Below are 23,916 nucleotides of genomic sequence, written 5' to 3'. Positions count from 1 at the left end.
GTTGGCGATTATGGCGACGATCTCCGAGAACATACAACAGCTCCATGGCCGCATTGAGAGGGCTTGCCTGCAGGCGTCGCGGGCCGTGGACAGCGTCACGCTGCTGGTGGTAACAAAGACTTTCCCCGCCCCGGATGTGAGAGAAGCATTCGAGGCGGGAGAGCGCCGCTTCGGCGAGAACTACGTCCAGGAGGGCGTCGACAAGATCGACGCCCTGGCCGATCTGCGCGCCGGGGTCGAGTGGCACCTGATCGGCCCGCTGCAGAGCAACAAGACCCGGGTCGTGGCCGAGCGCTTCGACTGGGTGCACAGCGTGGACCGGCTCAAGATCGCGCAGCGGCTCTCGGAGCAGCGGCCGGCCGGGCTGGCGCCGCTGAACGTCTGCCTGCAGGTCAACATCAGCGGCGAGGACTCCAAGAGCGGCCTGGCCCCGGCCGAGGTGGCCGAGGTGGCGCGCGCCGTCGCCGCGCTGCCGAACCTGCGGCTGCGCGGCCTGATGGCGATTCCCGAGCCGGCGGACACGCTGGAGGCGCAGCGCGTGCCCCACCGGGCGCTGGCGGCGCTGATGGCGGCGCTGAACCGCGACCTCGGCTTGTCGCTGGACACGCTGAGCATGGGCATGAGCGCCGACATGGATGCCGCCATCCTGGAAGGCGCCACGATGGTGCGGGTCGGCTCGGCGATCTTCGGCGCCAGAAGCCGTCCGGCGGTCGAGCCGCCCGGGTCCGCGTCCACCTCCCCGTCCATGCCGGCATCCGGAGCGCGGGGCCAGACATGAACCCGCTGCAGCGCCCCGACGACCTGGTGCCCGAGACCCCGGGCAGCCTGTCGATCCGGGCGCTGTGGCGCGAGGGCCGGCCCGGCGAGCGCCGTTGGATCCTCGGCGGCTGGGCGGCGACCGTCGTCGCCTGCGTCTGGCTGGGGCTGCTGACCGTGCGGCAGGCCTGGTCCGGCATTCCGGTGGACCTGGGCGGCACCACCGTCTTCCTCACCCTGTATCCGCCGATCCCGCTGTGCCTGTGGTGGACCCTGTGCCTGGGCTGGCGCTGGGGCGCGGTGCCGGCCTGGCTGGCGACCTTCGTGCTGGCGCTGGACGCCGGCATGTCGCCGGCCTGGGCGCTGGTCTTCGCCTGCGCCAACCCGCTGGGCCTGGGCGTGCTGGCGCTCGGCTACCGCGCCGTCGGCGCCGCGCGCGGGCTGCGCAGCCTGCGCGCCTGGTGGTTCTTCGTGCCGCTGTGCTTCGTCGCCGCGGTGTTCAGCTCCGCCGGCGCGCTGATCTGGAGCTTCAGCCGGGACCTGCCCGCCGAAGGCCAGTTGTCGATCTGGCAGGGCTGGTGGCTGGGCGCCTTCCTGCAAAGCGTGCTGCTGGGCGGGCCGCTGATGGCGCTGACCTGGCCGCGGCTGTCGCGCTGGATCGCGCGCCGGCCGGCGCTGTTCACGCCGCCGCCCAGCGGGCGCCGCGCGATGGGCCTGGGCCTGCTGCTGGCGATCGTGCTGGCGGTGCAGGGCTACGGGCTGGTCAGCCTGGGCCTGGGCTCGCTGCAGCTCAAGGCGGCGCTGGGCAGCCGCGACTGGATGACGCTGGAGGAGGCGTCGCGCGCGATGCTCGGCACCGCCTGGGTGTTCTTCTGGGTGTTCACGCTGATCGTGCTGTTCGTGGCGCAGTTCGGCTACCAGGCGCTGTCGCGCTGGCTGCGCTCGACCGAGGCGCTGGTGACGCAGCTGGCCAAGGTCAACGCGGAACTCGAGCAGCGCTCCCGCACCGACGGCCTGACCGGCCTGGCCAACCGCATGGCCACCGAGGAGGGCCTGCGCGCGCTGCTGCGCACCGTGCGCCGCTACAAGACGCCGTCGGCGCTGCTGATGCTGGACATCGACCGCTTCAAGCAGGTCAACGACCGCCACGGCCATGCCGCGGGCGACGCGGTGATCCGCGCCCTGGCCGAGGTGCTCAAGGCGTCCTCGCGCGACGTGGACCTGCCCGGGCGCTTCGGCGGCGAGGAGTTCGTCGTCGGACTGGCCCACACCGACCTGCCCGGCGCGCACCGCTTCGCCGAGCGGCTGCGCGAGCGCATCGCCGTGTCGCCGGTGGCGATCGACGCCGGCGAGGGCGGCGTGGCCGCGATCGCGTACACCGTCAGCATCGGCGTGACAGTGCTGCGCGCGGACGACGCCGGCATCGAAGCCGCCTTGCGCCGCGCCGACGAGGCGATGTACCGCGCCAAGCAGGCCGGCCGCAACCGCGTGGAATGCGACGGCCCCGCGGACGGCCGGGGCGACCCGGCTGGCAAGGCCTGACCCCGCGCGGCGGGAGGCCGCGTCGGTTACGACGCCGGTACGAGGTCGGAGGCGCCGGATCGCGACGGAATGTGCAGGTTTCGTGAAACCGCGCCGAGCGCCGTATTAGGGCTTCTACCAAGAGGGTGAGACCGCCGTTTTCATTCAGTTGCAAGTGCCGCGTCAGAATTCACGGGCCCCGAAAACCGGCATGGATTACCCGAATCAAGTCCAACGATGATCGCGCCGAAGCCGATGGTCGGTCCGCACCGCAAGCGCCACGAGCGCCAGCGAGTCGCCCGCGGTCCGGCCATTCAACAACTCATTCGTTGCGAGGGAATCGATGTCGTTTCTGTCCCGCCTGCGTATCGGCCAGCGCCTGACGCTGAGCTACGCGCTGCTGATCCTGCTGCTGGTCGTGATCGGCGCCTTCGGCGCCCACAACGCCAGCCGGCTTTCCCATGACCTGAGCACGACGGCCGATTCCAGCCTGGTGAAGATCGCGCTGGCCAACGCGCTGGAAAGCGACGTCAACGTGATCGCCCGCGCCTCGCGCGACCTGCTGCTGCTCGACACCGCCAATGCGATCAAGCGCCAGAAGGCCGACATCGCCAAGGCGCTCGAGGACGGCCAGCAGCAGCTGTCCGCGCTCGAGGGCAAGGTCTCCGACGCCAAGGACAAGGATGTCGTGGCCAAGGTGCGCGAGCACCAGGCCAAGTTCGTCGACTCGGTGTCCAAGTTCCTGAAGGTGCAGGCCGACGGCAGCCCCGACGAGGCCCGCGAGGCGCTGATCAAGGACGTGCGTCCGGCGCAGAAGGACTACCAGGACGCGCTCAAGAGCCTGGTGGACCTGCAGTTCGCCAACGGCCGCGAGCTGGCCGAGGGCGGCGCCAAGCTGGCCAACCAGTCCATCCTGATCACCGGCGTGCTGGTCGTGATCGCCGTGGTCATCGGCGGTGTCGGCGGCCTGACGATCGCCCGCTCGATCATCGTGCCGGCCCGCAAGGCCAAGGACGCCGCGCAGGCGATCAGCTCCGGCGACCTGTCGCAGCACATCGAGGTCGAGGGCTCCGACGAGCTGGCGCAGATGCTGCACGCGATGCGCGACATGCAGACCGCGCTGTCCGGCGTGGTCGCCAGCGTGAGCGCGGCGGCGGGCGAGGTGGCGCAGAACTCCAACGAGATCGCCGGCAGCAACGTCGACCTGTCGGACCGCACCGCGCGCTCCGCCGAGAGCCTGCAGAACACCGCCGCGTCGGTCGAGCAGATCGCCTCCAACCTCAACGGCGCCAGCGAGCTGACCCGCAAGGCCGCCAGCATCGCCACCAAGGCGCGCCAGTCGGCCTCGGCCGGCGGCACGGTGGTGAGCCAGGTCGTCTCGACGATGGAAGAGATCAGCGCGAGCTCGCGCAAGATCGGCGACATCATCGGCGTCATCGACGGCATCGCCTTCCAGACCAACATCCTGGCGCTGAACGCGGCGGTGGAAGCCGCCCGTGCCGGCGAGCACGGCAAGGGCTTCGCGGTGGTGGCGTCGGAAGTGCGGGCGCTGGCCTCGCGCTCGGCGCAGGCCGCCAAGGAGATCAAGGTGCTGATCCAGGAATCGTCCGTCAAGGTCGAGAACGGCACCGCCCTGGTCAACAACGCCGGCGCCACGATCCGCTCGGTCGTCGACGAGGTCAACAACATGGGCCAGCTGATCGAGGAGATCTCGCACTCGGCCCAGGAGCAGGCCGCGGGCGTGGGCGTCGTGAACAACGCGATGAACGAGCTGGACCGCGCCACGCAGCAGAACACCACGCTGGTGGACGAGCTGACCCGCTCCACCGACTCGCTGCGCGACAGCAGCTCGCGCCTGGTGCAGGCCGTGGGCTTCTTCAGCACCGCGCGCTCGGCCTGATCGCCGCTTCCCCAGTTCCTACCGGAAACCCCGCTTTCCTCACCCAAGACGTACGAGGTCCCAAGATGAGCAAGAACCTGACCCACACCGTTTCCCGCACCCTGCTGGGCCTGGCCGCCGCGCTGGCCCTGGCCGCCGGTGCCCACGCCACCCCCAAGGTCGTCAAGAAGGTGCCGCCGGAGTTCCCGGCCGAGGCCGCCCGCCAGTCGATCTCTCAGGGCTCGGTCCGCGCCAAGATGAGCATCGAGCCTGACGGCAAGGTCTCCGGCGTCGAGATCCTGGAAGCCGAGCCGCGCAAGGTCTTCGACAAGGCCGTCACCCGCGCGCTGATGGACTGGAAGTTCGAGCCCAGCGGCCAGAAGGAGACCCACGAGGTCAAGCTGGTGTTCAAGAACGAGGACTGAGCCCGACGCCGACGATCCGTCGACGGATCGTTTGCCCAGGTTTCCCCCGGAGGGCCGCGTGAGCGGCCCTTTGTCATGGCGCGCCGTCGGCGCGCATCACTGCGTGTTGCGCCGGGGCCGCTTGGCGGGCGGACCCTCCGGGTCCCCGGCCGCCGCGCGTTTCCTGTCGGCGACCGCCCGCACCTGAGCGGCTATCCCGTCCAGCGCCGGACGCAGCAGGTCCAGGCGGGCCTGGCGCCAGGACGCGTCGATCTGCGTCATGAGCCCGTCCGCGCGCGCCAGCGCGACGGATTCCTCCTCGCCGTCCTCCAGGGCTCGTGCGTAGTCGTCCTGCGCCGCCTGCCGGCTCGCGGCGAAGGCCTGGCAGTCGGGCTCCTGGTCCAGGCGAGACTGGAACATCGCCCCCAGCGGATCGTCCCGGGCCGACAGCAACTGCACGACGCCGGGGAAACCCGCCTCGACCTCGGCCGCGACCAGCGCGAGCGCCTCGCGCCGGAAGGTCTCGCGCCGGGCGGGCGAGTCCCAGTCCGCGCCTTCCACGCAGGCGCCGAAGAGCGGCTTGTCGCTCACGCGGACGCGGTCGGCGCCGAGCACCTCCGCCAGCACGCGCGACACATGCCAGCGCAGCACCATGGCTTCCTCGAGCACCTCGTCGAAGCCTGGATGGCGCTGGACCCGGTCGGCATCGGCGCGCGCCAGGCAGGCTTGCAGGAACGCATTGCCCGCCACGTCCGCCACGGTGGCGGCCTCGGCCGCATCGCGCTGCGCCGCCATGGCCGACAAGGTCAGCATGCCGGCATCCGCGCAGGGGCCGAGCGGCTGCCCGGCCATCGCCCGGCAACGGGCCGCGAAGGCGGCGTCCTGGCTCAGGCCGCTCACGATGGTGCCCAGGTGGGCGCACAGGGCCACGTCGTCGGCGCTGAACTCGTGGAACCCGGCCCGCTGATGGCGCACGCCGGCGATGTAGCGGAGCACCGGCTCGCCGTCCGGCGGCACGTTCACGGCCTGGGCGCGCAGCGCGGGCGGGATGCGGCCGCCGGGCCACAGGTCCCGGATCGGCGCCAGGCACTGCCGGTTGGCGTTGCGGCGCCGATGGAACATCTGGCCGGGATGGGCGGGATCGGCGATCCATTCGGGCGGCAACGCGGCGGGGTCGATGCCACCCTGGCTGTCGGCCAGGCGGACCAGGTACAGCGCCGGCATCGCGGCGGCCAGCCCGGCGATCCGCCGCGCCATGTCCGCCGGCGCCAGCCGGCCGGTCTGGCGCAGGGTGGCCACGGCGATGTCCGCGTCCCTCAGCGCCTCGGGCAGCGCCGGCCCCATCAGCGCCGGCGCGGGCGCGTCGAGGTGCCGCACGCCGAGCCGGTCCAGCAGGCCTGCGACCGACGGCCCCGACAGCAGCGCTTCCCCTCGCCATCGCAGGGTGCCGCGGTCGCCCAGTTCGTCGGGCGGCGCGAGCGCGCGCAATGCATCGCCAGGCGGCGGCTCGGCCCCGCCGGCGATCAGCGCCGCCGGGAGCTGGAGCGGGCGGCCGGGATGGAACGTCCGTTCCGACAACCACTCGACCCAGCCTTCGCGCCGGAGCGCCTCGGGGCCGGAGGCTGCCCTGGCCCAGGTCACCAGCGCTTGCAAGGCTTCGGATTCCTCGGCGTCGCGCGCTCGCAGTTCGATGCCGCTGCCGTCGGCCGTGACCGCCATGGCCGTGATCCGACGCAACGCGCAGTTCAGGGTCCGCTGGATGAGCTCCCCCTCCGCGAGGGAGGGGGACGGGCCACCGTCGTCCGCGGCGAGGTGGCGGCCCAGCAGCCCCAGCGTCCGCCGGAACAGTTCCTGCTCGGTCACCGTGAACGCCGCGGGCGACATCTCGTCGAGGCGGTCTCGCACCACCATCGCGTTCGCTCGCCAGGGCGCCGTCGTGCGGAACTCCCGGCCCGGCGCCGGCGTGCCGGGCGCGAACGAATCCACCGCGGGTAGCCAGCCGACCGACCTCATCGATGGCAGCGTGGCAGTTGCGGCTGCAGCTGCAGCTGCAGCTGCAGCTGCGGTTGCGGTTGCGGTTGCGGTGGTGGCGGGATCCGCCTCTGGCCGCACGCGCCGCGCCGGCAAGGGCGCGAGGCCGTTGCCGGGAGTCCGGCGAACCAGCAGCGCGTTCCTTCGAAGACCGGACGTGGCGGGATCGGTCACGGAGAGGGCGCCGGGCTCCGAACTCGAGACGCTGACCGTGTTGTCGGACGGGGAGAACACCAGTCCGGCGCCGGGCGTTGGCGGCGGACCGTCCGAGTCGTGCCGCGACGACAGGACGAACGAGGCGGCCCCGTCGGTCCTCGCGCTCGACAAGGGCGAAGGCCCCGACGCGTCCGCGCCGCCGCGTCCCGGCGTGGGAGGAATCGATGGCAGGCTCCACTGCCGGTCCAGCGACGGCGGCGTGGGGACATCGGGCGACGGATGCCGCGCCGCGGGCAGGCGCGGCACCGCCAATCGCTGCTGCGCGGGAGACGGCATCGACGCCGCGGTGTCCAGCACGGCGGTGATGGCGGCGATCCGTTCGGCGAGCGTCGCCCCTTGCGGGGCGGCTCCGTGGGCCGCGACGCGTGCCGCCTGGGCGTCGCTGCGCAGCACGCGATCGACGAGATGGCAGACGTGCCGCGCCCACGCGGGATCGGCACGGAATCCGCCGGCGTCGGCCTCGGCGATCCAGTTGGCCAGCAGGTCGGGCAGCCGCGTGCTGGTGAAGCGGCCCCAGACCAGTTGGCCGTCCGCCGAGGACGGGGCTGCCGCAGCGAGGGCGGCGAGGGCGGCGGTCGGGTGCTCCGACCGCGTTTCCCTCAGCCACTGGCCCAGGAGATAGCGCACTTCACCGGCACCGTCGAGGCCGGTGACAGCCCAGCGCGCGAAGACCTCATTGGCCGACGACACGTCGAGGAGCGCGGTGGTCGGGTCGCGCTCCGTGGCCGCCCCGGCGGCCGAATCCGGTGGCGCGTGCGGCGAAAGCGCCTCCGGTGTCGCACCGGAAGATGTGCGAGGCGAACAAGGCGTGTTCAAGGGGAAGGGCATGGCATCGGAGCAGGAAGCGGTCGAATCCGGTAGTGGCCTACACTCACGCCCCATGTCCCGCCGCCCCGCGTCCGCCCCGCGACGGCTCCTCTGGAGCCGGTGGCTGGTGCTCGCGCTGCTGAGCCTGACGCTGCCGCTGCAGGGCGCGCTCGCCGCGACCATGGGCATCGGGATGGCGCTGATGGCGTCGCACTCGACGGACACCGTGATGACGATGCCCAGCGACTGCCACGACATGGCGTCGATGAACACGGGCGCGATGGACATGTCCGGCATGGACCACGGCACCGCCATGGACCACGGCGCGATGGGCCATCCCTCGGATTCCGGCGCCGGCCACGCGCTGATGAGCGCTGATCACGCCGGGTCGCAGGACGACGGCGCGCATTCGGCGTCCGACCATTCCCACTGCGGCATCTGCCTGCAGTGCTGCATCGGCGTCGCGCTTCCGATCGCGCCGCTGACCGTCGCCGCGCAGGACCTGCGCGACGCGGCGCCCTCGCTCGGCGCCGTCGGCGCGCCCGAGCAATCGCCGCAGCCGCTCGAGCGGCCGCCAAAAACCTTCCTCGCCTGAACGCCGGCGTCCCCGCCACTGACGGGACGCCGCTCGCGCCGACCCGCGCCCGCGACCGATCGCGGCGCCTCGGCCCCGATCCCCGTTCCTTCGCGAGGAAGCCATGTCTTCTCGAGTCCCGCCGGCGTTCGCGCTGGCCGCCTGCCTGGGCGTCATCGGCGCGGCGTTCGCCGCCGAGCCGCCGCCCGATCCCACCGATGCCCGCGTGAATTCGCGCGCGCCGCTCCCGCCGCCACCCTCCGCGCCATCCAGCGCCGCCGTCGCCGACCCCGGCGTCGGTGACTGGCGCGACGCCAACCGCCGCGTCCACGAGGCCGGCGGCTGGCGCGCGCTGCTGCGCGAAAGCCGTGCCGCGAACGCGCCCGCGACTCCGGCACCGGCACCGGCACCGGCACCGGCACCGGCCGCGCGGTCGTCCGCATCCGTGCCTGCCTCCGCATCGGCATCCGCTGCGCCCTCGGCGCCAGTCCGCTCCGCATCGACGCCGGCCCCGGCTCCGGCATCGGACCGCGGCCATCACTCGCATTGAGGAGCGCTCGATGTCCTTCCATCACACATCCGGGCGGCTCGCCATCCCGCTGCTGCTGGCGCTGACGCTGTCGGCCTGCGCCTCGCTGTCGCCAGAGCAGGCCGCCGCGCCGGTTCAGCAGAAGAGCCGCGACTGGCTCGGCGCCGAGCTGCCGCTGCAGCGCACCGACGACCAGCGCGCCGCCGCCCGCGAACGCGCCCAGGCGCTGCTGGCGCGGCCGCTCGACGCGCAGGGCGCGGTGCAACTGGCGCTCCTCAACCACCGCGGCCTGCAGGCCAGCCTGTACGGCCTGGGCATGGCGGACGCCGAGCGCGTGCAGACGCTGCTCTGGCCGAATCCGGTGCTGAGCATCGGCCGCATGGTCCGTGGCGACGAACGCGAGATCGAACGCGGCCTGGAGTTCAACCTGCTGCGCCTGCTCGGCCGCGGCGCCCGGCAGGAGGCCGGCGCCCGCGCGCTCGAGCGCGAACAGGCGCGCGCCGCGCAGCAGCTGCTCGATGTCGCCGGCCAGGCGCGCCGCGCCTGGGTGCAGGCCGTCGCCTCGCAGGAGCAGCTGGGGCACGTGCGCACGGTGCTCGACTCCGCGTCGGCCGGCGCGGAGCTCGCCGCGCGGATGCGGCAGGCGGGCAATGTCAGCGCCCTGCGGCTGGCGCGCGAACGCGCGGTGCTGGCCGAGGCGCAACTCGCGCTGGAGCAGGCCAACCTGCAGGCGGTGCGCGATCGCGAGGCGCTGGTCCGGGCGATCGGCCTGTGGGGCGACGACGTCGCCACGCTGACCTTGCCCAAGCGGCTGCCGGACGTGCCGGCCGAGTTCCGCGCCGCGGACGACCTGGAGCGCCAGGCGGTCGCGCAGCGGCTCGACATCCTGGCCGCGACGCGCGACTCGGCGCAGCTCGCCGCGCAGCTCGGCCTGACGCGCCAGACCGGCCGGGTCAACGTGCTCGAACTCGGCCTGCAGCGCAACAGCAGCAACGAGGAGCCGACGCAGCGCGGCGTCGAGCTGACCGTCGAGCTGCCGCTGTTCGACTGGGGCCAGGCGCGCGTCGCCGGCGCGCGCGAGGCCTACGGGCAATCGCTCGAACGGGCCGCGCAGGTCGCCATCGAGGCGCGTTCGGAAGTGCGCGTCGCGCGCGCGCAGGCCGAGGCGGCCTGGCGCATCGCGCGGCGCCATCACGACGAGGTGCTGCCGCTGGCCCGCCAGGTCTCCGACGAGACCCTGCTGCGCTACAACGGCATGCTGGTCGGCGTGATGGACCTGCTCGCCGACGCGCGGGCCCAGGCCCGTGCCGTGTCCGCGACGCTCAACGCGCAGCGCGACTACTGGCTGGCCGAATCGGCGCTGTCGCAAAGCCTGCTCGGCCCGCTGGGCGGCGCCGCCGCCTCCCCTGTTGCCTCGTCCGCCGCCGCCTCGCCCGAAGCGGCCGGCGGCGCCGCGCATTGAGCGCGGTTCCGAAAGGATTCCCGATGATTTCCCGACGAAACCTCTTCGCGCAGGTCGCCGCCGGCGCCGCGCTGGGCGCGGCCGGCGCGGTCAACGCGAGCGGCGTCTCGCGCGTCGCGATGGCGGCGCTGCCCGAGCCCGCCCAGCGCGACAACGCCGACACCGCGCCGCCGCTGGCGCCGCCCAACGGCCGGCCCTACAACCCGGTGGTCACGCTCAACGGCTGGACGCTGCCCTGGCGGATGCGCGACGGCGTCAAGGAGTTCCACCTGGTCGCCGAGCCGGTGCTGCGCGAGCTCGCGCCCGGCATGACCGCGCACCTGTGGGGCTACAACGGGCAGTCGCCCGGTCCCACGATCGAGGTCGTCGAAGGCGACCGCGTGCGCATCTACGTCACCAACCGGCTGCCCGAGCACACCAGCGTGCACTGGCATGGCCAGCGGCTGCCCAACGGCATGGACGGCGTGTCGGGCCTGACGCAGCCTGCGATCCGGCCGGGCGAGACCTTCGTCTACGAGTTCGTCGCGCGCCGGCCCGGCACCTTCATGTATCACCCGCACGCGGACGAGATGACGCAGATGGCGATGGGGATGATGGGCTTCTGGGTCACGCATCCGAAGGGCCGCCATCCGCAGATCGCCGAGGTGCAGCGCGACTTCTGCTTCCTGCTGTCGAGCTACGACATCGATCCCGGCAGCTACACGCCGCGCACGATGACGATGACCGACTTCAACCTGTGGGCCTGGAACAGCCGCGTCTTCCCGGGCATCGACACGCTCAACGTGCGCCAGGGCGACCGGGTCCGGATCCGCGTCGGCAACCTGACGATGACCAACCACCCGATCCACCTGCACGGGCACGAGTTCGAGGTCACCGGCACCGACGGCGGCCCGGTGCCCAAGTCGGCGCGCTGGCCGGAGGTGACGACGGACGTGGCGGTCGGGCAGATGCGGCAGATCGAGTTCCTGGCCGACGAGCCCGGCGACTGGGCGATCCACTGCCACAAGAGCCACCACACGATGAACGCGATGGGGCACGAGGTGGACACGCTGATCGGCGTCGACCACCGCGGGCTGGCGGCGCGCATCAACAAGGTCATCCCCGACTACATGGCCATGGGCGAGCGCGGCATGGCCGACATGGGCGAGATGCAGATGCCGCTGCCCGAAAACACCGTGCCGATGATGGCCGGGCAGGGGCCGCACGGGCCGCTCGAGATGGGCGGCATGTTCAGCGTGCTCAAGGTGCGCAAGGACCAGAAGCCCGGCGACTACCGCGATCCGGGCTGGTACGCGGCGCCGGCGGGCACGGTCGCCCGGGCCGTCGCGACGCCTCCGGGCGCTCCGGTCGCGCCACCGCCGAAGCCCACCGCGGCGCCCGCCGCCGAACCGCTGCGTGTCCGCAAGCCCGATGGGCACGGACATCAAGGACATTGAACAAGGAACACCGACATGAACCGCATTGCCCTCTCTTTCGCCATCGCCCTCGTCACGCTGATCGGCGCGCAGACGCCGCTGCGCGCGCAGGCGCATTCGCATGAAGGCCACGACCAGGAAGCGTCCGCCGCCTCGGACGCGGCGACGCCGTCGTCGCAGGACTGGGTCGCCGCCGAGGTCCGCCGCATCGACATCCCGCAGCAGAAGCTGACGCTCAAGCATGGCGACATCCGTCACCTCGACATGCCGGGCATGACGATGCCGTTCAAGCTCGCGCCGGGCGTGCTGAGCGCCGCGCAGCTCTCCGAGGTCAAGATCGGCGACAAGGTCGAGGTCCGCATCGAGGCCCAGCAGGGGCAGCTGACGATCGTCGAGCTGCGTCCCGCGCCCGCCGCGAACTGAGGTCAGTCCCCGGTCGTTCGGGGCCGGAAGGGCGTGGGGTTTCGGCGCTTGCCGCCGGGGCCCCATGCCCTGGCGGCCTGGCGCTGGGACGCGGCAGGTGGCAGCCACCCCTCGCGAATCGCCGACAATCGCGGGATGGCGATTCAATGGTTTCCCGGGCACATGCACAAGACCCGGGGCGCGATCCGCGAGCGCATGAAAAGCGGGATCGACGTGGTCATCGAGATGCTCGATGCCCGCGTGCCCGCGAGCAGCGCCAATCCGCTGATCGCGCAACTCACGGCCGGCCGTCCGGCGCTGAAGCTGCTCAACAAGCAGGACCTGGCGGACCCGGCGCGCACGGCGCAGTGGCTGGCGTTCTACCAGTCGCAGCCGAACACGCACGCGGTGGGGATCCATCAGGGGCAGCCCGGGCTGGCCAAGATGATGGCGGCCGAGTGCCGTTCGCTCGCGCCCACCCGGGGCGGGCTGGACAAGCCGCTGCGGGTGCTGATCTGCGGCATTCCCAACGTCGGCAAGAGCACGCTGATCAACACGATCGTGGGCAAGCGCGCCGCCGCCACCGGCGACGAGCCGGGCATCACGAAGATCGAGCAGAAGATCCTGCTGGAGAAGGGGGTCTACCTCTTCGACACGCCGGGCATGCTGTGGCCCAAGATCCGCGTGCCGGAGGCGGGGCTCAACCTGGCCGCCAGCGGCGCGATCGGCCGCAACGCGTTCGAGGAGGAAGTGGTCGCGCTGGACCTGCTGGGTTACCTGCGCCGGCACTATCCGCAGGCGCTCAAGGTCCGGTACCAGTTGGAGCCTGACGCGTCGCTGCTCGACGGCGAGGTGCTGGCGCTGATCGGCAAGCGGCGCGGCGCGGTGCTGCCGGGCGGCCGGATCAACACGCAGAAGGCGGCGGAGATCCTGCTGTACGACCTGCGCCAGGGGCAACTGGGCCGGATCACGCTGGAGACGCCGGACGAATTCGCCGAGTGGACCGCCGCCGCGGACGCCGCCGAGGCCGCCAAGGAGGCGGAGAAGGAAGCCCGCCGGGCGGAGAGCAAGCGCGGGACGCGCGATGCGTACGTCGTGGACGACGGCGACGAAGACGAAGACGAAGACGAAAGCGACGGCGACGGCGAAGGCGAAGGCGAAGGCGAAGGCGAAGGCGAAGGCGAAGGCGAAGGCGAAGGCGCCCCGCGCTCCTGATTCCCCGAAGGCGCCGCCACCCCCCGGCCCGTCCCGGCGGACCGGCGCCGCCCTCCGGACTCTTCCTTACGCATTTCTGCAATAGCCGGAACCGGGTCGACCTGCTCTACAATTGACGTTTACGTAAACGTAAGTGCGAATTGCCCAGCGCGGCGCCCGGACGGCGGCGCGCGGAGGTGGTCGAGGAGACAAACCCATGAACCTGCCCGGTCTGAACTTCCAACTCGGAGAGGACATCGACGCGCTGCGCGACGCGGTGCGCGAGTTCGCCCAAGCCGAGATCGCTCCCCGCGCCGCGGAGATCGACCACAGCGACCAGTTCCCGATGGACCTGTGGCGCAAGATGGGCGACGTGGGCGTCCTGGGCATCACGGTGCCCGAGGAGTACGGCGGCGCCGCGATGGGCTACCTGGCCCACATGGTGGCGATGGAGGAGATCAGCCGCGCCAGCGCCTCGGTCGGCCTGAGCTACGGCGCCCACTCCAACCTGTGCGTCAACCAGATCAAGCGCAACGGCAACGAGGCGCAGAAGAAGAAGTACCTGCCCAAGCTGATCTCCGGCGAGCACGTCGGCGCGCTGGCGATGAGCGAGCCGGGCGCCGGTTCCGACGTCGTCTCGATGAAGCTGCGGGCCGAGGACAAGGGCGGCTACTACGTCCTGAACGGCACCAAGATGTGGATCACCAACGGTCCCGACGCGGACACGCTGGTCGTCTACGCCAAGACCGAGCCCGAGCTGGGCGCCCGCGGCATGACCGCCTTCCTGATCGAGAAGGGCATGAAGGGCTTCTCGATCGCGCAGAAGCTCGACAAGCTGGGCATGCGCGGCAGCCACACCGGCGAGCTGGTGTTCCAGGACGTCGAGGTCCCGGCCGAGAACATCCTGGGCCAGCTCGGCGGCGGCACCAAGGTGCTGATGTCGGGCCTGGACTACGAGCGCGCCGTGCTGGCCGCCGGTCCGATCGGGATCATGCAGGCGGTGATGGACAACGTCGTCCCCTACATCCACGACCGCAAGCAGTTCGGCCAGTCGATCGGCGAGTTCCAGCTGATCCAGGGCAAGGTCGCCGACATGTACACGGTGCTGCAGGCCGCCCGGGCGTTCTGCTACACGGTCGGCAAGAACCTGGACGCGCTGGACGGCGCCCACGTGCGCCAGGTCCGCAAGGACTGCGCCTCCGTCATCCTGTGGTGCGCCGAGAAGGCCACCTGGATGGCCGGCGAGGGCATCCAGATCTTCGGCGGCAACGGCTACATCAACGAGTACCCGCTGGGCCGCCTGTGGCGTGACGCGAAGCTCTACGAAATCGGCGCGGGCACGTCCGAGATCCGTCGCATGCTGATCGGCCGCGAGCTCTTCGCCGAAACGATGTGAGGCCTTCGCGGTTCCGACATCCGGCGACGGCCCGCAACCGCGACAATCCCGCTTCATGAGCACGACGAACCAACTGCAAGACCTGCTGGACAACAACAAGCGCTGGGCCACGGAGACTGAAGAGCAGTCCCCCGGTTTCTTCTCGCGCTTGCTGAAGCAGCAGACGCCGCAATACCTGTGGATCGGCTGCGCGGACAGCCGCGTGCCGGCCAACGAGCTGGTGGACCTGCTGCCGGGCGAGCTCTTCGTCCATCGCAACGTCGCCAACGTCGTCGTGCACTCGGACCTGAACTGCCTGTCGGTGATGCAGTTCGCCGTCGACCAGCTCAAGGTCCAGCACATCATCATCGTCGGCCACAGCAACTGCGGCGGCGTGCGCGCGGCGCTGGAGGACCTGCGGGTCGGCCTGGTCGACAACTGGCTGCGCCACGTCCAGGACGTGCGCAACCACCACCAGGAGTGGCTGGACCAGGTGGCGCCGGACCAGCGCGCCAACGCGCTATGCGAGCTCAACGTGCTGGAGCAGGCCCGCAACGCCTGCCAGACCACCGTGGTCCAGGACGCCTGGGCGCGCGGCCAGTCGGTGGCCGTGCACGGCTGGGTCTACGGCCTGCACAACGGGCTGCTGAAGGACCTGAGCATCACTGTCGGCAAGGCCGAGGACGTCGGCCCCGCCTACCGCAGCGCGCTCGAGGCGCTGCACCGCCGCTACGAGGCCGCGATGGGCCGCTGAGCCCGCGCGCCGGCGAGCGGTCACCCCTGGAACGGACGACGCGATGTTCCCCCACGAGCTCACCGATCCGCGCGCCTTCGAGATCGCGCAGGCGATGCTCGAGGGCTTCGACAAGCACTACCGGCTGTTCCGCGCCGCGTCGGCGACGGCCAAGACGCGCTTCGAGCAGGCGGACTGGCACGGCCAGCAGCGCGCGCAGCGCGAGCGCATCGAGTTCTACGACCTGCGCGTGGACGAGGCGGTGGCGCTGCTCGAAGCGCGCTACCAGACCAGCGCGCTGCCCGGCGAGGTCTGGCAGCAGGTCAAGCTGCACTACATCGGGCTGCTGACCAAGCACCTGCGGCCCGAGCTCGCCGAGACCTTCTTCAACTCGGTCACGACGCGCATCCTGCACCACAGCTACTTCCACAACGAGTTCATCTTCGTGCGCCCGGCGCTGTCGACCGAGTTCATCGAGAACGACGAGCCCGCCGCGCAGCCGACCTACCGCTGCTACTACCCCTCGCAGGACACGCTGCGCGACACCTTCATGCGCATCGTCTGGAACTTCCAGCTGGCGCTGGAGTTCGAGGACCTGGGCCGCGACATCGACCTGGTGCTGCAGGCCGTGGGCGAGCAGCTGGGCGCCTTCCGCTGGCGCACCAACTTCCAGGTGCAGGTGCTGTCCTCGCTGTTCTTCCGCAACAAGGGCGCGTACATCGTCGGCAAGGTCATCAACGGCTTCACCGAGACGCCGTTCGCGCTGCCGATCCTGCACAAGGAGACGGCACCGGCGGCCCAGCCCAACGGATCGAAGGCGCCGGCCCCGGTCGAGCGCCGGCTCTACATCGACGCCGCGCTGTTCGGCGAGGACGAGCTGCAGATGCTGTTCAGCTTCGCGCGGGCCTACTTCCTCGTCGACATGGAGGTCCCCAGCGCCTACGTGCAGTTCCTGCGCTCGCTGATGCCGCGCAAGCCGCGCTCGGAGATCTACTCGGCGCTGGGCCTGCAGAAGCAGGGCAAGAACCTGTTCTACCGGGACTTCCTCAATCACCTGCGCCACAGCAGCGACAAGTTCCGCATCGCGCCCGGCATCAAGGGCATGGTGATGCTGGTCTTCGACCTGCCGTCCTACCCGTTCGTCTTCAAGGTCATCAAGGACTTCTACCCGCCGCAGAAGGACACGACGCGCGAGCAGATCCAGTCCAAGTACCTGCTGGTCAAGCAGCACGATCGCGTGGGCCGCATGGCCGACACGCTGGAGTACACCCGCGTCGCCTTCCCGCGCCACCGCTTCGAGGAAGAGCTGATCGCCGAGCTCAAGCACTTCTGCCCGTCGCTGCTGGAGGAGACCGGCGAGGACCTCGTCATCAAGCACCTGTACATCGAGCGGCGCATGGTGCCGCTCAACATCTACCTGCAGGAGGCGTCGCCGGCGCAGCTGGCGCATGCGGTGGTCGAGTACGGCAACGCGATCAAGGATCTGGTGGCGGCCAACATCTTCCCTGGCGACATGCTGTGGAAGAACTTCGGCGTGACCCGCCACGGCAAGGTCGTGTTCTACGACTACGACGAGATCGAGTACCTGACCGACTGCAACTTCCGCAAGGTGCCCGAGGCGCGCAACGAGGAGGAAGAGCTGTCCGGCGAGGTCTGGTACTCGGTGCAGAAGCACGACGTGTTCCCCGAGACCTTCGGCCCGTTCCTGCTCGGCCATCCCGGCGTGCGCGACGTCTTCATGGCGCACCACGCCGACCTGCTCGATCCCGCGTTCTGGCAGACCCACAAGGAGCGCATCCTGGCGGGCCATGTCGAGGACGTCTTCCCGTACGACCCGCACAAGCGCTTCCACGTCCGGGACGTGGCGCCCGCGCTGAAGGTGCCGGAGCCGCAGGACCGCGAGCTCCCGATCCATTGATTCCACCGATTCCACGGACTTCTTTGAAGGAGACCCCCATGTCCGATTCCATCGTCATCGTTTCCGCGGCCCGCACGCCGATCGGCGGCCTGCTGGGCGACTTCGCCGGCCTGGCCGCGTGGGAGCTGGGCGCCGTCGCCATCCAGGCGGCCGTCGAGCGCGCCGGCATCCCGGCCGACGCGATCGAGGAAGCCTTCCTCGGCAACTGCCTGATGGCCGGCCAGGGCCAGGCCCCGGCGCGCCAGGCCGTGCTGAAGGCGGGCCTGCCGCAGTCGGTTGGCGCGGTGACGCTGTCCAAGATGTGCGGCGCCGGCATGCGCGCGACCATGTTCGCGCACGACACGCTGAAGGCCGAAAGCGCCGACATCCTGATCGCCGGCGGCATGGAGTCGATGACCAACGCGCCGCACCTGATGTTCGCGCGCAAGGGCGTGAAGTACGGCGCCGCGCAGATGTACGACCACATGGCGCTGGACGGCCTGGAAGACGCCTATGAGCGCGGCAAGGCGATGGGTGTCTTCGCCGAGCAGTGCGTCGACAAGTACGCCTTCACCCGCGAGGCGCAGGACCAGTTCGCGATCGCCTCGACCGAGCGCTCCAAGCGCGCCAACGAGGACGGCTCCTTCGCCTGGGAGATCGCGCCGGTGACGATCGCCGGCAGGGGCGGCGACACGGTGATCTCGCGCGACGAGCAGCCGTTCAAGGCCAAGCTCGACAAGATCCCGACGCTGAAGCCGGCGTTCAAGAAGGACGGCTCGATCACCGCCGCCACCTCGTCGTCGATCTCCGACGGCGCGGCCGCGATGGTGCTGATGCGCGAATCCACCGCCAACAAGCTGGGCGTGACGCCGGTGGCGCGCATCGTCGGCACGGCGGTGCACGCCAACGCGCCGGAATGGTTCACGACGGCCCCGGTCGGCGCGATCCAGAAGCTGCTCGCGAAGAACCAGTGGGACGCCAAGAGCGTCGACCTGTGGGAAGTGAACGAGGCCTTCGCCGCGGTCACGATGGCCGCGATGGCCGAGTTCAAGCTGCCGCACGAGATCGTCAACGTCAACGGCGGCGCCGTGGCGCTGGGCCATCCGATCGGCGCCTCGGGCGCCCGCATCCTGGTCACGCTGCTGGGCGCGCTCAAGCACCGCAATCTCAAGCGCGGCGTCGCGGCGCTGTGCATCGGCGGCGGCGAAGCGACCGCCGTCGGCGTCGAGCTGATCTGAGGACGGGACGGATGGCCCAAGTCCTCATCATCGGCGCGTCGCGGGGCATCGGCCTCGAGCTCGTGAAGCAGCACCGCGAGCGCGGCGACGCCGTCGTCGCGACCGCGCGCGACGACGCCAGCCTGGAGAAGCTGAAGGCGCTCGGCGCGACCGCGATCAAGCTGGACGTGTCCGACATGATCAGCATCGCCGGGCTGGCCTGGCAGCTCGACGGGCACCAGTTCAACCGCGTCATGTACGTGGCCGGGCTGTACGGCCCGAAGACGATCGGCCTGCAGCCGCCTAGCGCGGCGGACTTCGACGCCGTCATGCACACCAACGTGCTGGGCCCGATGCGGGTGCTGCCGCAGCTGCTGGACGCGCTCGCGCCGGACGCGCGCATCGGGATCCTGTCCTCGCGGATGGGCTCGATGACGCTGCGGGCGAACTCGGCCGGCTGGGTCTACCGGGCGTCGAAGGCGGCGGTGAACTCGGTGATGAAGGACGTCGCGCTGACGCTGGACGGCCGCGCGATCTGCGTCAGCCTCCACCCGGGCTGGGTCAAGACCGACATGGGCGGCCAGGAGGCCGACATCGACGTGGCGACCAGCGCCTCGAGCCTGCGCGGCGTGCTCGACGGCCTGAAGCCGGCCGACAACGGCGGCTTCTTCAACTACGACGGCAGCGCGCTGCCCTGGTGACGCCATGATCCTTTCCGAAGACCACCGCGCCGTGCAGGACGCCGTCCGCGCCTACGTGCAGGACCAGATCGCGCCGAAGGCGGCCGAGTGGGACAAGTCCCACCACTTCCCGGCGGCCGAGCTCAAGGGCCTGGCCGAACTCGGCTGCTACGGCGTGGCCGTGCCCACCGAGTACGACGGCGCCGGCCTGGACTACCTGGCGCTGGCGATCATCCTGGAGGAGATCGGCGCGGGCGACGGCGCGACCTCCACCGTCGTCAGTGTCAACAACTGCCCGGTGTGCAGCATCCTGATGGCCTTCGGCAACGAGGACCAGAAGGAACGTTTCCTCAAGCCGCTGGCGCGCGGCGACATGCTGGGCGCGTTCTGCCTGACCGAGCCGCATGTGGGCTCCGAGGCCGGCGGCCTGAAGACCACGGCGGTGCGGGACGGCGACGACTACGTCCTCAACGGCGTCAAGCAGTTCATCACCAGCGGCAAGAACGGCGACGTCGCGATCGTGATGGCGGTGACCGACAAGGCCGCCGGCAAGAAGGGCATCTCGGCCTTCCTGGTGCCCACGTCCACGCCGGGCTACGTGGTGGCGCGCATCGAGGACAAGATGGGCCAGCACGCCAGCGACACGGCGCAGATCCTGTTCGAGGGCTGCCGGGTGCCGGCGGCCAACCGGTTGGGCGAGGAAGGGCAGGGCCTGAAGATCGCCCTGTCGGGGCTGGAGGGCGGGCGCATCGGCATCGCGTCGCAGTCGGTGGGCATGGCGCGCGCGGCCTTCGAGGCGGCGCTGCGCTACAGCAAGGAGCGGGTCGCCTTCGGCGTGCCGATCTTCGAGCACCAGGCCATGCAGCACAAGCTGGCCGACATGGCCACGCAGATCGAGGCCGCGCGCCAGCTGATCTGGCATGCGGCGTCGCTGAAGGATGCCGGCCAGCCCTGCCTGAAGGAAGCGGCGATGGCCAAGCTCTTCGCCAGCGAGATGGCGGAGAAGGTGTGCTCCGCCGCGATCCAGGTCCACGGCGGCTACGGCTACGTCAGCGACTTCCCGGTCGAGCGGATCTACCGCGACGTGCGGGTGACGCAGATCTACGAAGGCACCTCCGAGGTGCAGAAGATCCTGATCGGCCGCGCGCTGGTCTGAGCGCGGGCCCCGGTGCCGGCCGCCTCGCCGGCGGCAGGCCCGGGCGCCGGAGGGCGGCTTACTCGCTTTCCTTGACCTCGCGACCGTTGAGCGGCTGCACCGGCCGCGCGTTGCTGCCGACCAGCTTGCGGATCGCGCCGATCTGGCGGGCCGACAGCGTCACCGGCGTCTTCAGCACCATCCAGTGCACGCCCTCGGAGCAGGGCGGCGTGGTCAGCGAGCCAGCGAAGTCGTAGTAGCCGAGCGACGTGGGCAGCAGGGCCGGCAGGTCCAGCGCGAGCTCGTCCACGGTGATCTTCTCGCCGGGGCGTGGCAGGTGCGCGAACACCGGCGACAGCGCGGCGTTGGCCTGGCCCGCGCGCGCCAGCACGGCGACCACGCCGAGCTCGCCGGCCGCGTTGCGGTGGACGAAGTGCAGCACCATCGGCTGCGACTTGCCCTTGATGCGCTCCTCGCTGGGCGTGTGGAAGTGGAACTGCAGCAGCTCGTAGGTCTGGTCGCCGACCTGCAGCGTGTTGCCGGCCGGCAGGTTCACCTGCACGGTGTGGCCGTTGTTCCAGATCGTCGGCGCGGCGCTGCCGTAATGGAACTCGAGCCGGGGCAGCTCGGCCTTCACGGTCTGGGCGATGTCGATCGGGCTCTGCTGATGGCCGAGCCCGCATTGCGCGAAGGACGCGTCGATGTCGCCCCAGTGCGTGGCGCCCTTGTCGCCGGTGTACGCCCAGTGGGGCGGCGTCGCGGCGACGGCGGACAGGGCGGAAGACAGGAGGCCGATCGACAGGACGGTCGTCAGCGCGCGCGCGTGCAGGGTCATGGTGATGAGGGCGTTGGGAAGGGCTGGAAACGAGGCGGCCGGATCGCCGGCCGGCGGCAGTGTGGCACGGTGCCCTTGGCGTTGCATGACCGCTGGCGCTCCAAACGACACCGCTCCGCGCGAGGTGTTTGGAGGCCGTTGGGATCGCGTTCAGGCGTCGTTCCGAATCCGCCTGGCCTGCGTCGCGTCGCCTTGGCATCGGCGTTTTCCCGTCCCTCTTCGGGCGGGTTGCCGATGACACCAGGTCGACATACCCTGCCGCGCGCCGGCAACAAGACCTGACCCTCGCGATGGGATCGGCCCGGCGCGATGCCTCAGGGAGAACGACACATGACTTCGACGATCGGGCGGCGACTGGCCGCCGCGCAAGGATGGCGCGCGAGCGCGACGGCGCTGCTCGCGCTCACCGCCCTGGCGGGCTGCGGCGGTTCGGACTCCGGCGCTCCGCCGGTCGAGGACATTCCTACCTTCGCGCTGGACCGGGACACCTTCGACTGCAAGGCCGCGCCCGAGGCGAGCTGCGACCAGGTCACGATCTACGCGACGCCGGTGCACCTGGAGCGTCGCGACCGGACCCCGTTCGTCTACGTGCGCTCGGTCGACGGCGCGACCGGCATCCCGGTCCAGTCGATGGGCGACATGAAGCAGCTGCCCGACGGGCGCTGGCAGATGAGCTTCCGCCTCGCGCCGGACCGCCCGGCCGGCGTCTACGTCGGGGCGGTCCATGTCGACCTGCCACCGGACCTGATCCCGCCGGCGGGCAAGCGCTACCGCGGCGCCCGGCTGAACTACCGGCTCGAGGTGACGGCGGTGCCGACCGCCACCACGCCGCTGCCCGCGACGGTCGCCGGCGCCACGCCCTGGAGCGACGCGGCCCCCGGCTCGACGCGCAGCGGCTACGTGCCGGTCTCGCTGGACGCGTCGAAGTTCTCGCGGCGCTGGATGGCCTGGCTGGTCGGCGCGACGGACACCTCGACGCCCGGACTGCCGGCGCTGGTGGACGGCCAGATCCTGGTGCCGCAGGCGCGCGTCATCGACGGCGCCACCGGGCCGAACGCGCTGGCGCTGTCGGAGTCCGACGGCAAGCCGCAATGGACCGCGACGATCGCCGGCGCGGGCCTGACGCACGTGGTGCCGGCGGGCGGCCGCGCGGTCTGGTCCTCGCTGCAGGCGACGACGCCGGGCACCTTGCCGCTGTACTCGGCGGTGTCGACGAACCGGACCAATGGCGCGGTGCTGGCCACCCGCTCGCTGAACGAGAACAACCCGCCGCGTTTCTGGCTCGCGACGGACGACACGCTGTACCTGACCGACGCGATCACCGGCGAGGTGGCGGCGGTGAACCCCGGCGACCTGCAGACGCGCTGGACCGCGAAGGCCGATCCGTCGCCGAGCCGCGTGCTGCCGGTGCACGGCCAGTTCGGCGCGACGGTGGCCGACGGCGTGGTGTACACGCACTCGAGCACGACCTTCCGCGCCTTCCGGGCGACCGACGGCGGGCAACTGCTCGACGTGACGGCCGATGGCGGACAGTCCTTGGCGCTGAAGCTCTACGAGAGCCAGACCCCGGTGATCGCGGACGCGAACACGGTGCTGGCGATGGACCGCCCGCGCTACGTCCAGGAATCGGCGAGCGCGAACGCCGGCGTCCAGGCGCTCGCGCGCGCGGACGGTTCGGTGCGGTGGACGGTGCGTGCGCCGTTCCGCGGCTTGCCGGTGACGGCCAACGGCGTGGTGTACCTGGCCAACCAGGGCAACAAGGCGATCGAGGCGCGCAGCCTGGCCGATGGATCGGTGCTGTGGTCGTGGCCGATGGACGCGGCCGACCGGGTCTGGCAGCAGACGATGGTGCTGACGGACACCCACCTGTTCGTCTCGACCGATCGCCAGACCGTGGCGATCGACCTGGCGACGCACCAGGCGGTGTGGCGCTACTCGCTGGGCGGCTGGCTGGGCATGAGCCAGCGCGGCACGCTGCTGATCGTGACGACGAACACCGCGACCACCGCCGATCCGATGGCGCTGACGGCGGTGACGTTGCGCTGAAGGCGGTCACGCCGCCGTAAGAGCGGTCAGCTCGCGAATGACGGTCGCGCCGCTCGGGCCGGCAATTCGCGGGGAAGGGGCAATGCCGTGCGGCGGGCTCAGTCGTCGTCGAGATTCAGGCCGCTCTGCCAGGTGGCCGTTGCCGCCTCGAACATCGACCCGGCGCTTCCCAGCGCCTTCGGATCGCGCGCGAGCTTGAGCCAGGCGAGCGTGTCGTGGTGGCTGCCCGGCAGCAGGTCGCGACCGCGTTCGGCGGTGAGCCAGGCGTGCAGCGCGGCGTATTGAGCCGGGTGGCGCTGCGCGGTCCAGCTCAGCGCGACCAGGTCGCCGTAGCCTTCCTCGCGGCGCGTGGACTTCATCGACTGGTAGGCGCGCTGCAGGTCGGGGCTCAGCCCATCCGGCACCTGGCCCGCGGTGAATCCAGCCGGCAGCTGGAACCACGCGCCGTCGAGGTAGCGACGGCAGTGACCCAGTTCATGCGCGGCCATCAGTTCGAGCGCGGCATCCTCGAGCCCCTCCGGCACGCGACCGAGCGTCGCTTCGCCTTCCGGGTTGCCGCGCAGGCTGAGCACCAGCTTGCAGCGGCCGTCCTTGAAACCCAGCGCCAGCGGCGCGGCCTCCGGCGCGTCCTGCGGTTGGACCACGATGTCCACCGGCATGCCGGTGCCCTTCGCATGCACCAGCACCGGCGTCATGCCGGCGACCCAGCGCTGCTCCAGCGGCGTCAGGCCGGCGGCATGCGCGGCGGTCGAAAGGACGGGGAGGGCGGCGGCCACGGCGGTCAGCGCGGCGAACAACTTCTTCATCG

The 23,916-nt window shown here is 71.1% G+C and carries 20 protein-coding genes; 17 read left to right on the top strand and 3 right to left on the bottom strand.

From position 1 onward, the window contains the following. Positions 1–10 precede the first annotated feature (10 nt). From N5D62_RS10425 to N5D62_RS10410, 4 genes are all read left to right on the top strand, one after another. Complete coding sequence (locus tag N5D62_RS10425; protein WP_279757649.1) at positions 11–778, top strand: YggS family pyridoxal phosphate-dependent enzyme; 768 nt, start codon at positions 11–13, stop codon at positions 776–778. Beyond that, entirely contained in the window at positions 775–2,298 is a 1,524-nt protein-coding gene (locus N5D62_RS10420) for a diguanylate cyclase (RefSeq protein ID WP_279757648.1), read from the top strand. Before N5D62_RS10425 ends, N5D62_RS10420 begins: the two co-directional genes overlap by 4 nt. Positions 2,299–2,620: 322 nt before the next feature. Then, positions 2,621–4,177, top strand: a complete 1,557-nt coding sequence (locus N5D62_RS10415; protein WP_279757647.1) for a methyl-accepting chemotaxis protein — start codon at positions 2,621–2,623, stop codon at positions 4,175–4,177. Positions 4,178–4,242: 65 nt separating this feature from the next. After that, entirely contained in the window at positions 4,243–4,581 is a 339-nt protein-coding gene (locus N5D62_RS10410; protein WP_279757646.1) for an energy transducer TonB, read from the top strand. 96 nt (positions 4,582–4,677) lie between these two features. On the opposite strand, the gene N5D62_RS10405 is transcribed toward N5D62_RS10410, so the two are convergent. Further along, positions 4,678–7,497, bottom strand: coding sequence for a hypothetical protein (locus N5D62_RS10405; RefSeq protein ID WP_279757645.1), 2,820 nt, complete (start codon positions 7,495–7,497; stop codon positions 4,678–4,680). A gap of 190 nt (positions 7,498–7,687) precedes the next feature. Here N5D62_RS10405 and N5D62_RS10400 point away from each other — a divergent pair, with 190 nt between their 5' ends. The 12 genes from N5D62_RS10400 to N5D62_RS10345 all read left to right on the top strand — a co-directional run bounded on the left by N5D62_RS10400 (position 7,688) and on the right by N5D62_RS10345 (position 20,248). After that, positions 7,688–8,209 (top strand): hypothetical protein, encoded by a 522-nt coding sequence (locus N5D62_RS10400; protein ID WP_279757644.1) that lies wholly within the window; start codon positions 7,688–7,690, stop codon positions 8,207–8,209. A 103-nt stretch (positions 8,210–8,312) separates the two neighbouring features. Further along, positions 8,313–8,738: a hypothetical protein gene (locus tag N5D62_RS10395; RefSeq protein ID WP_279757643.1), complete on the top strand. Its 426-nt coding sequence runs from the start codon at positions 8,313–8,315 to the stop codon at positions 8,736–8,738. Between the two features lie 10 nt (positions 8,739–8,748). Next, positions 8,749–10,179 (top strand): TolC family protein, encoded by a 1,431-nt coding sequence (locus N5D62_RS10390; protein ID WP_279757642.1) that lies wholly within the window; start codon positions 8,749–8,751, stop codon positions 10,177–10,179. Positions 10,180–10,202: 23 nt separating this feature from the next. Further along, positions 10,203–11,615: a copper oxidase gene (locus N5D62_RS10385; RefSeq protein WP_279757641.1), complete on the top strand. Its 1,413-nt coding sequence runs from the start codon at positions 10,203–10,205 to the stop codon at positions 11,613–11,615. 15 nt (positions 11,616–11,630) lie between these two features. Further along, on the top strand, positions 11,631–12,017 hold the full coding sequence (locus tag N5D62_RS10380; RefSeq protein ID WP_279757640.1) for a copper-binding protein: 387 nt from the start codon (positions 11,631–11,633) through the stop codon (positions 12,015–12,017). A 135-nt stretch (positions 12,018–12,152) separates the two neighbouring features. After that, positions 12,153–13,211, top strand: a complete 1,059-nt coding sequence (ylqF, locus tag N5D62_RS10375) for a ribosome biogenesis GTPase YlqF (protein ID WP_279757639.1) — start codon at positions 12,153–12,155, stop codon at positions 13,209–13,211. A 196-nt stretch (positions 13,212–13,407) separates the two neighbouring features. Then, the gene (locus tag N5D62_RS10370) at positions 13,408–14,586 is read left to right on the top strand and encodes an isovaleryl-CoA dehydrogenase (RefSeq protein WP_279757638.1); all 1,179 of its coding nucleotides are present in this window, start codon (positions 13,408–13,410) and stop codon (positions 14,584–14,586) included. A gap of 55 nt (positions 14,587–14,641) precedes the next feature. Then, positions 14,642–15,319, top strand: coding sequence for a carbonate dehydratase (gene can / locus N5D62_RS10365; RefSeq protein ID WP_279757637.1), 678 nt, complete (start codon positions 14,642–14,644; stop codon positions 15,317–15,319). Between the two features lie 43 nt (positions 15,320–15,362). Beyond that, a complete protein-coding gene (gene aceK, locus N5D62_RS10360) occupies positions 15,363–17,216 on the top strand; it encodes a bifunctional isocitrate dehydrogenase kinase/phosphatase (protein ID WP_279757636.1) in 1,854 nt (617 codons plus the stop codon). A gap of 38 nt (positions 17,217–17,254) precedes the next feature. Then, positions 17,255–18,433: an acetyl-CoA C-acyltransferase gene (locus N5D62_RS10355; RefSeq protein WP_279757634.1), complete on the top strand. Its 1,179-nt coding sequence runs from the start codon at positions 17,255–17,257 to the stop codon at positions 18,431–18,433. A gap of 11 nt (positions 18,434–18,444) precedes the next feature. Beyond that, the gene (locus tag N5D62_RS10350) at positions 18,445–19,113 is read left to right on the top strand and encodes an SDR family oxidoreductase (RefSeq protein WP_279757632.1); all 669 of its coding nucleotides are present in this window, start codon (positions 18,445–18,447) and stop codon (positions 19,111–19,113) included. 4 nt (positions 19,114–19,117) lie between these two features. Then, positions 19,118–20,248: an acyl-CoA dehydrogenase family protein gene (locus N5D62_RS10345; RefSeq protein ID WP_279757630.1), complete on the top strand. Its 1,131-nt coding sequence runs from the start codon at positions 19,118–19,120 to the stop codon at positions 20,246–20,248. A 58-nt stretch (positions 20,249–20,306) separates the two neighbouring features. Here the strand turns inward: N5D62_RS10345 and N5D62_RS10340 are convergent, their stop codons facing one another. After that, a complete protein-coding gene (locus tag N5D62_RS10340; protein WP_279757629.1) occupies positions 20,307–21,062 on the bottom strand; it encodes a carbonic anhydrase family protein in 756 nt (251 codons plus the stop codon). Positions 21,063–21,392: 330 nt separating this feature from the next. Here N5D62_RS10340 and N5D62_RS10335 point away from each other — a divergent pair, with 330 nt between their 5' ends. After that, on the top strand, positions 21,393–23,108 hold the full coding sequence (locus tag N5D62_RS10335) for a PQQ-binding-like beta-propeller repeat protein (RefSeq protein ID WP_279757628.1): 1,716 nt from the start codon (positions 21,393–21,395) through the stop codon (positions 23,106–23,108). 98 nt (positions 23,109–23,206) lie between these two features. On the opposite strand, the gene N5D62_RS10330 is transcribed toward N5D62_RS10335, so the two are convergent. Continuing rightward, on the bottom strand, positions 23,207–23,914 hold the full coding sequence (locus N5D62_RS10330; protein WP_279757627.1) for a hypothetical protein: 708 nt from the start codon (positions 23,912–23,914) through the stop codon (positions 23,207–23,209). Positions 23,915–23,916: the final 2 nt, after the last annotated feature.

This window comes from Mitsuaria sp. GD03876, from assembly GCF_029840635.1.
GTDB lineage: Bacteria > Pseudomonadota > Gammaproteobacteria > Burkholderiales > Burkholderiaceae_C > Roseateles.
Note: the sequence above shows the minus strand (reverse complement) of the source record. Positions and strands in the feature narration are given on the sequence as shown.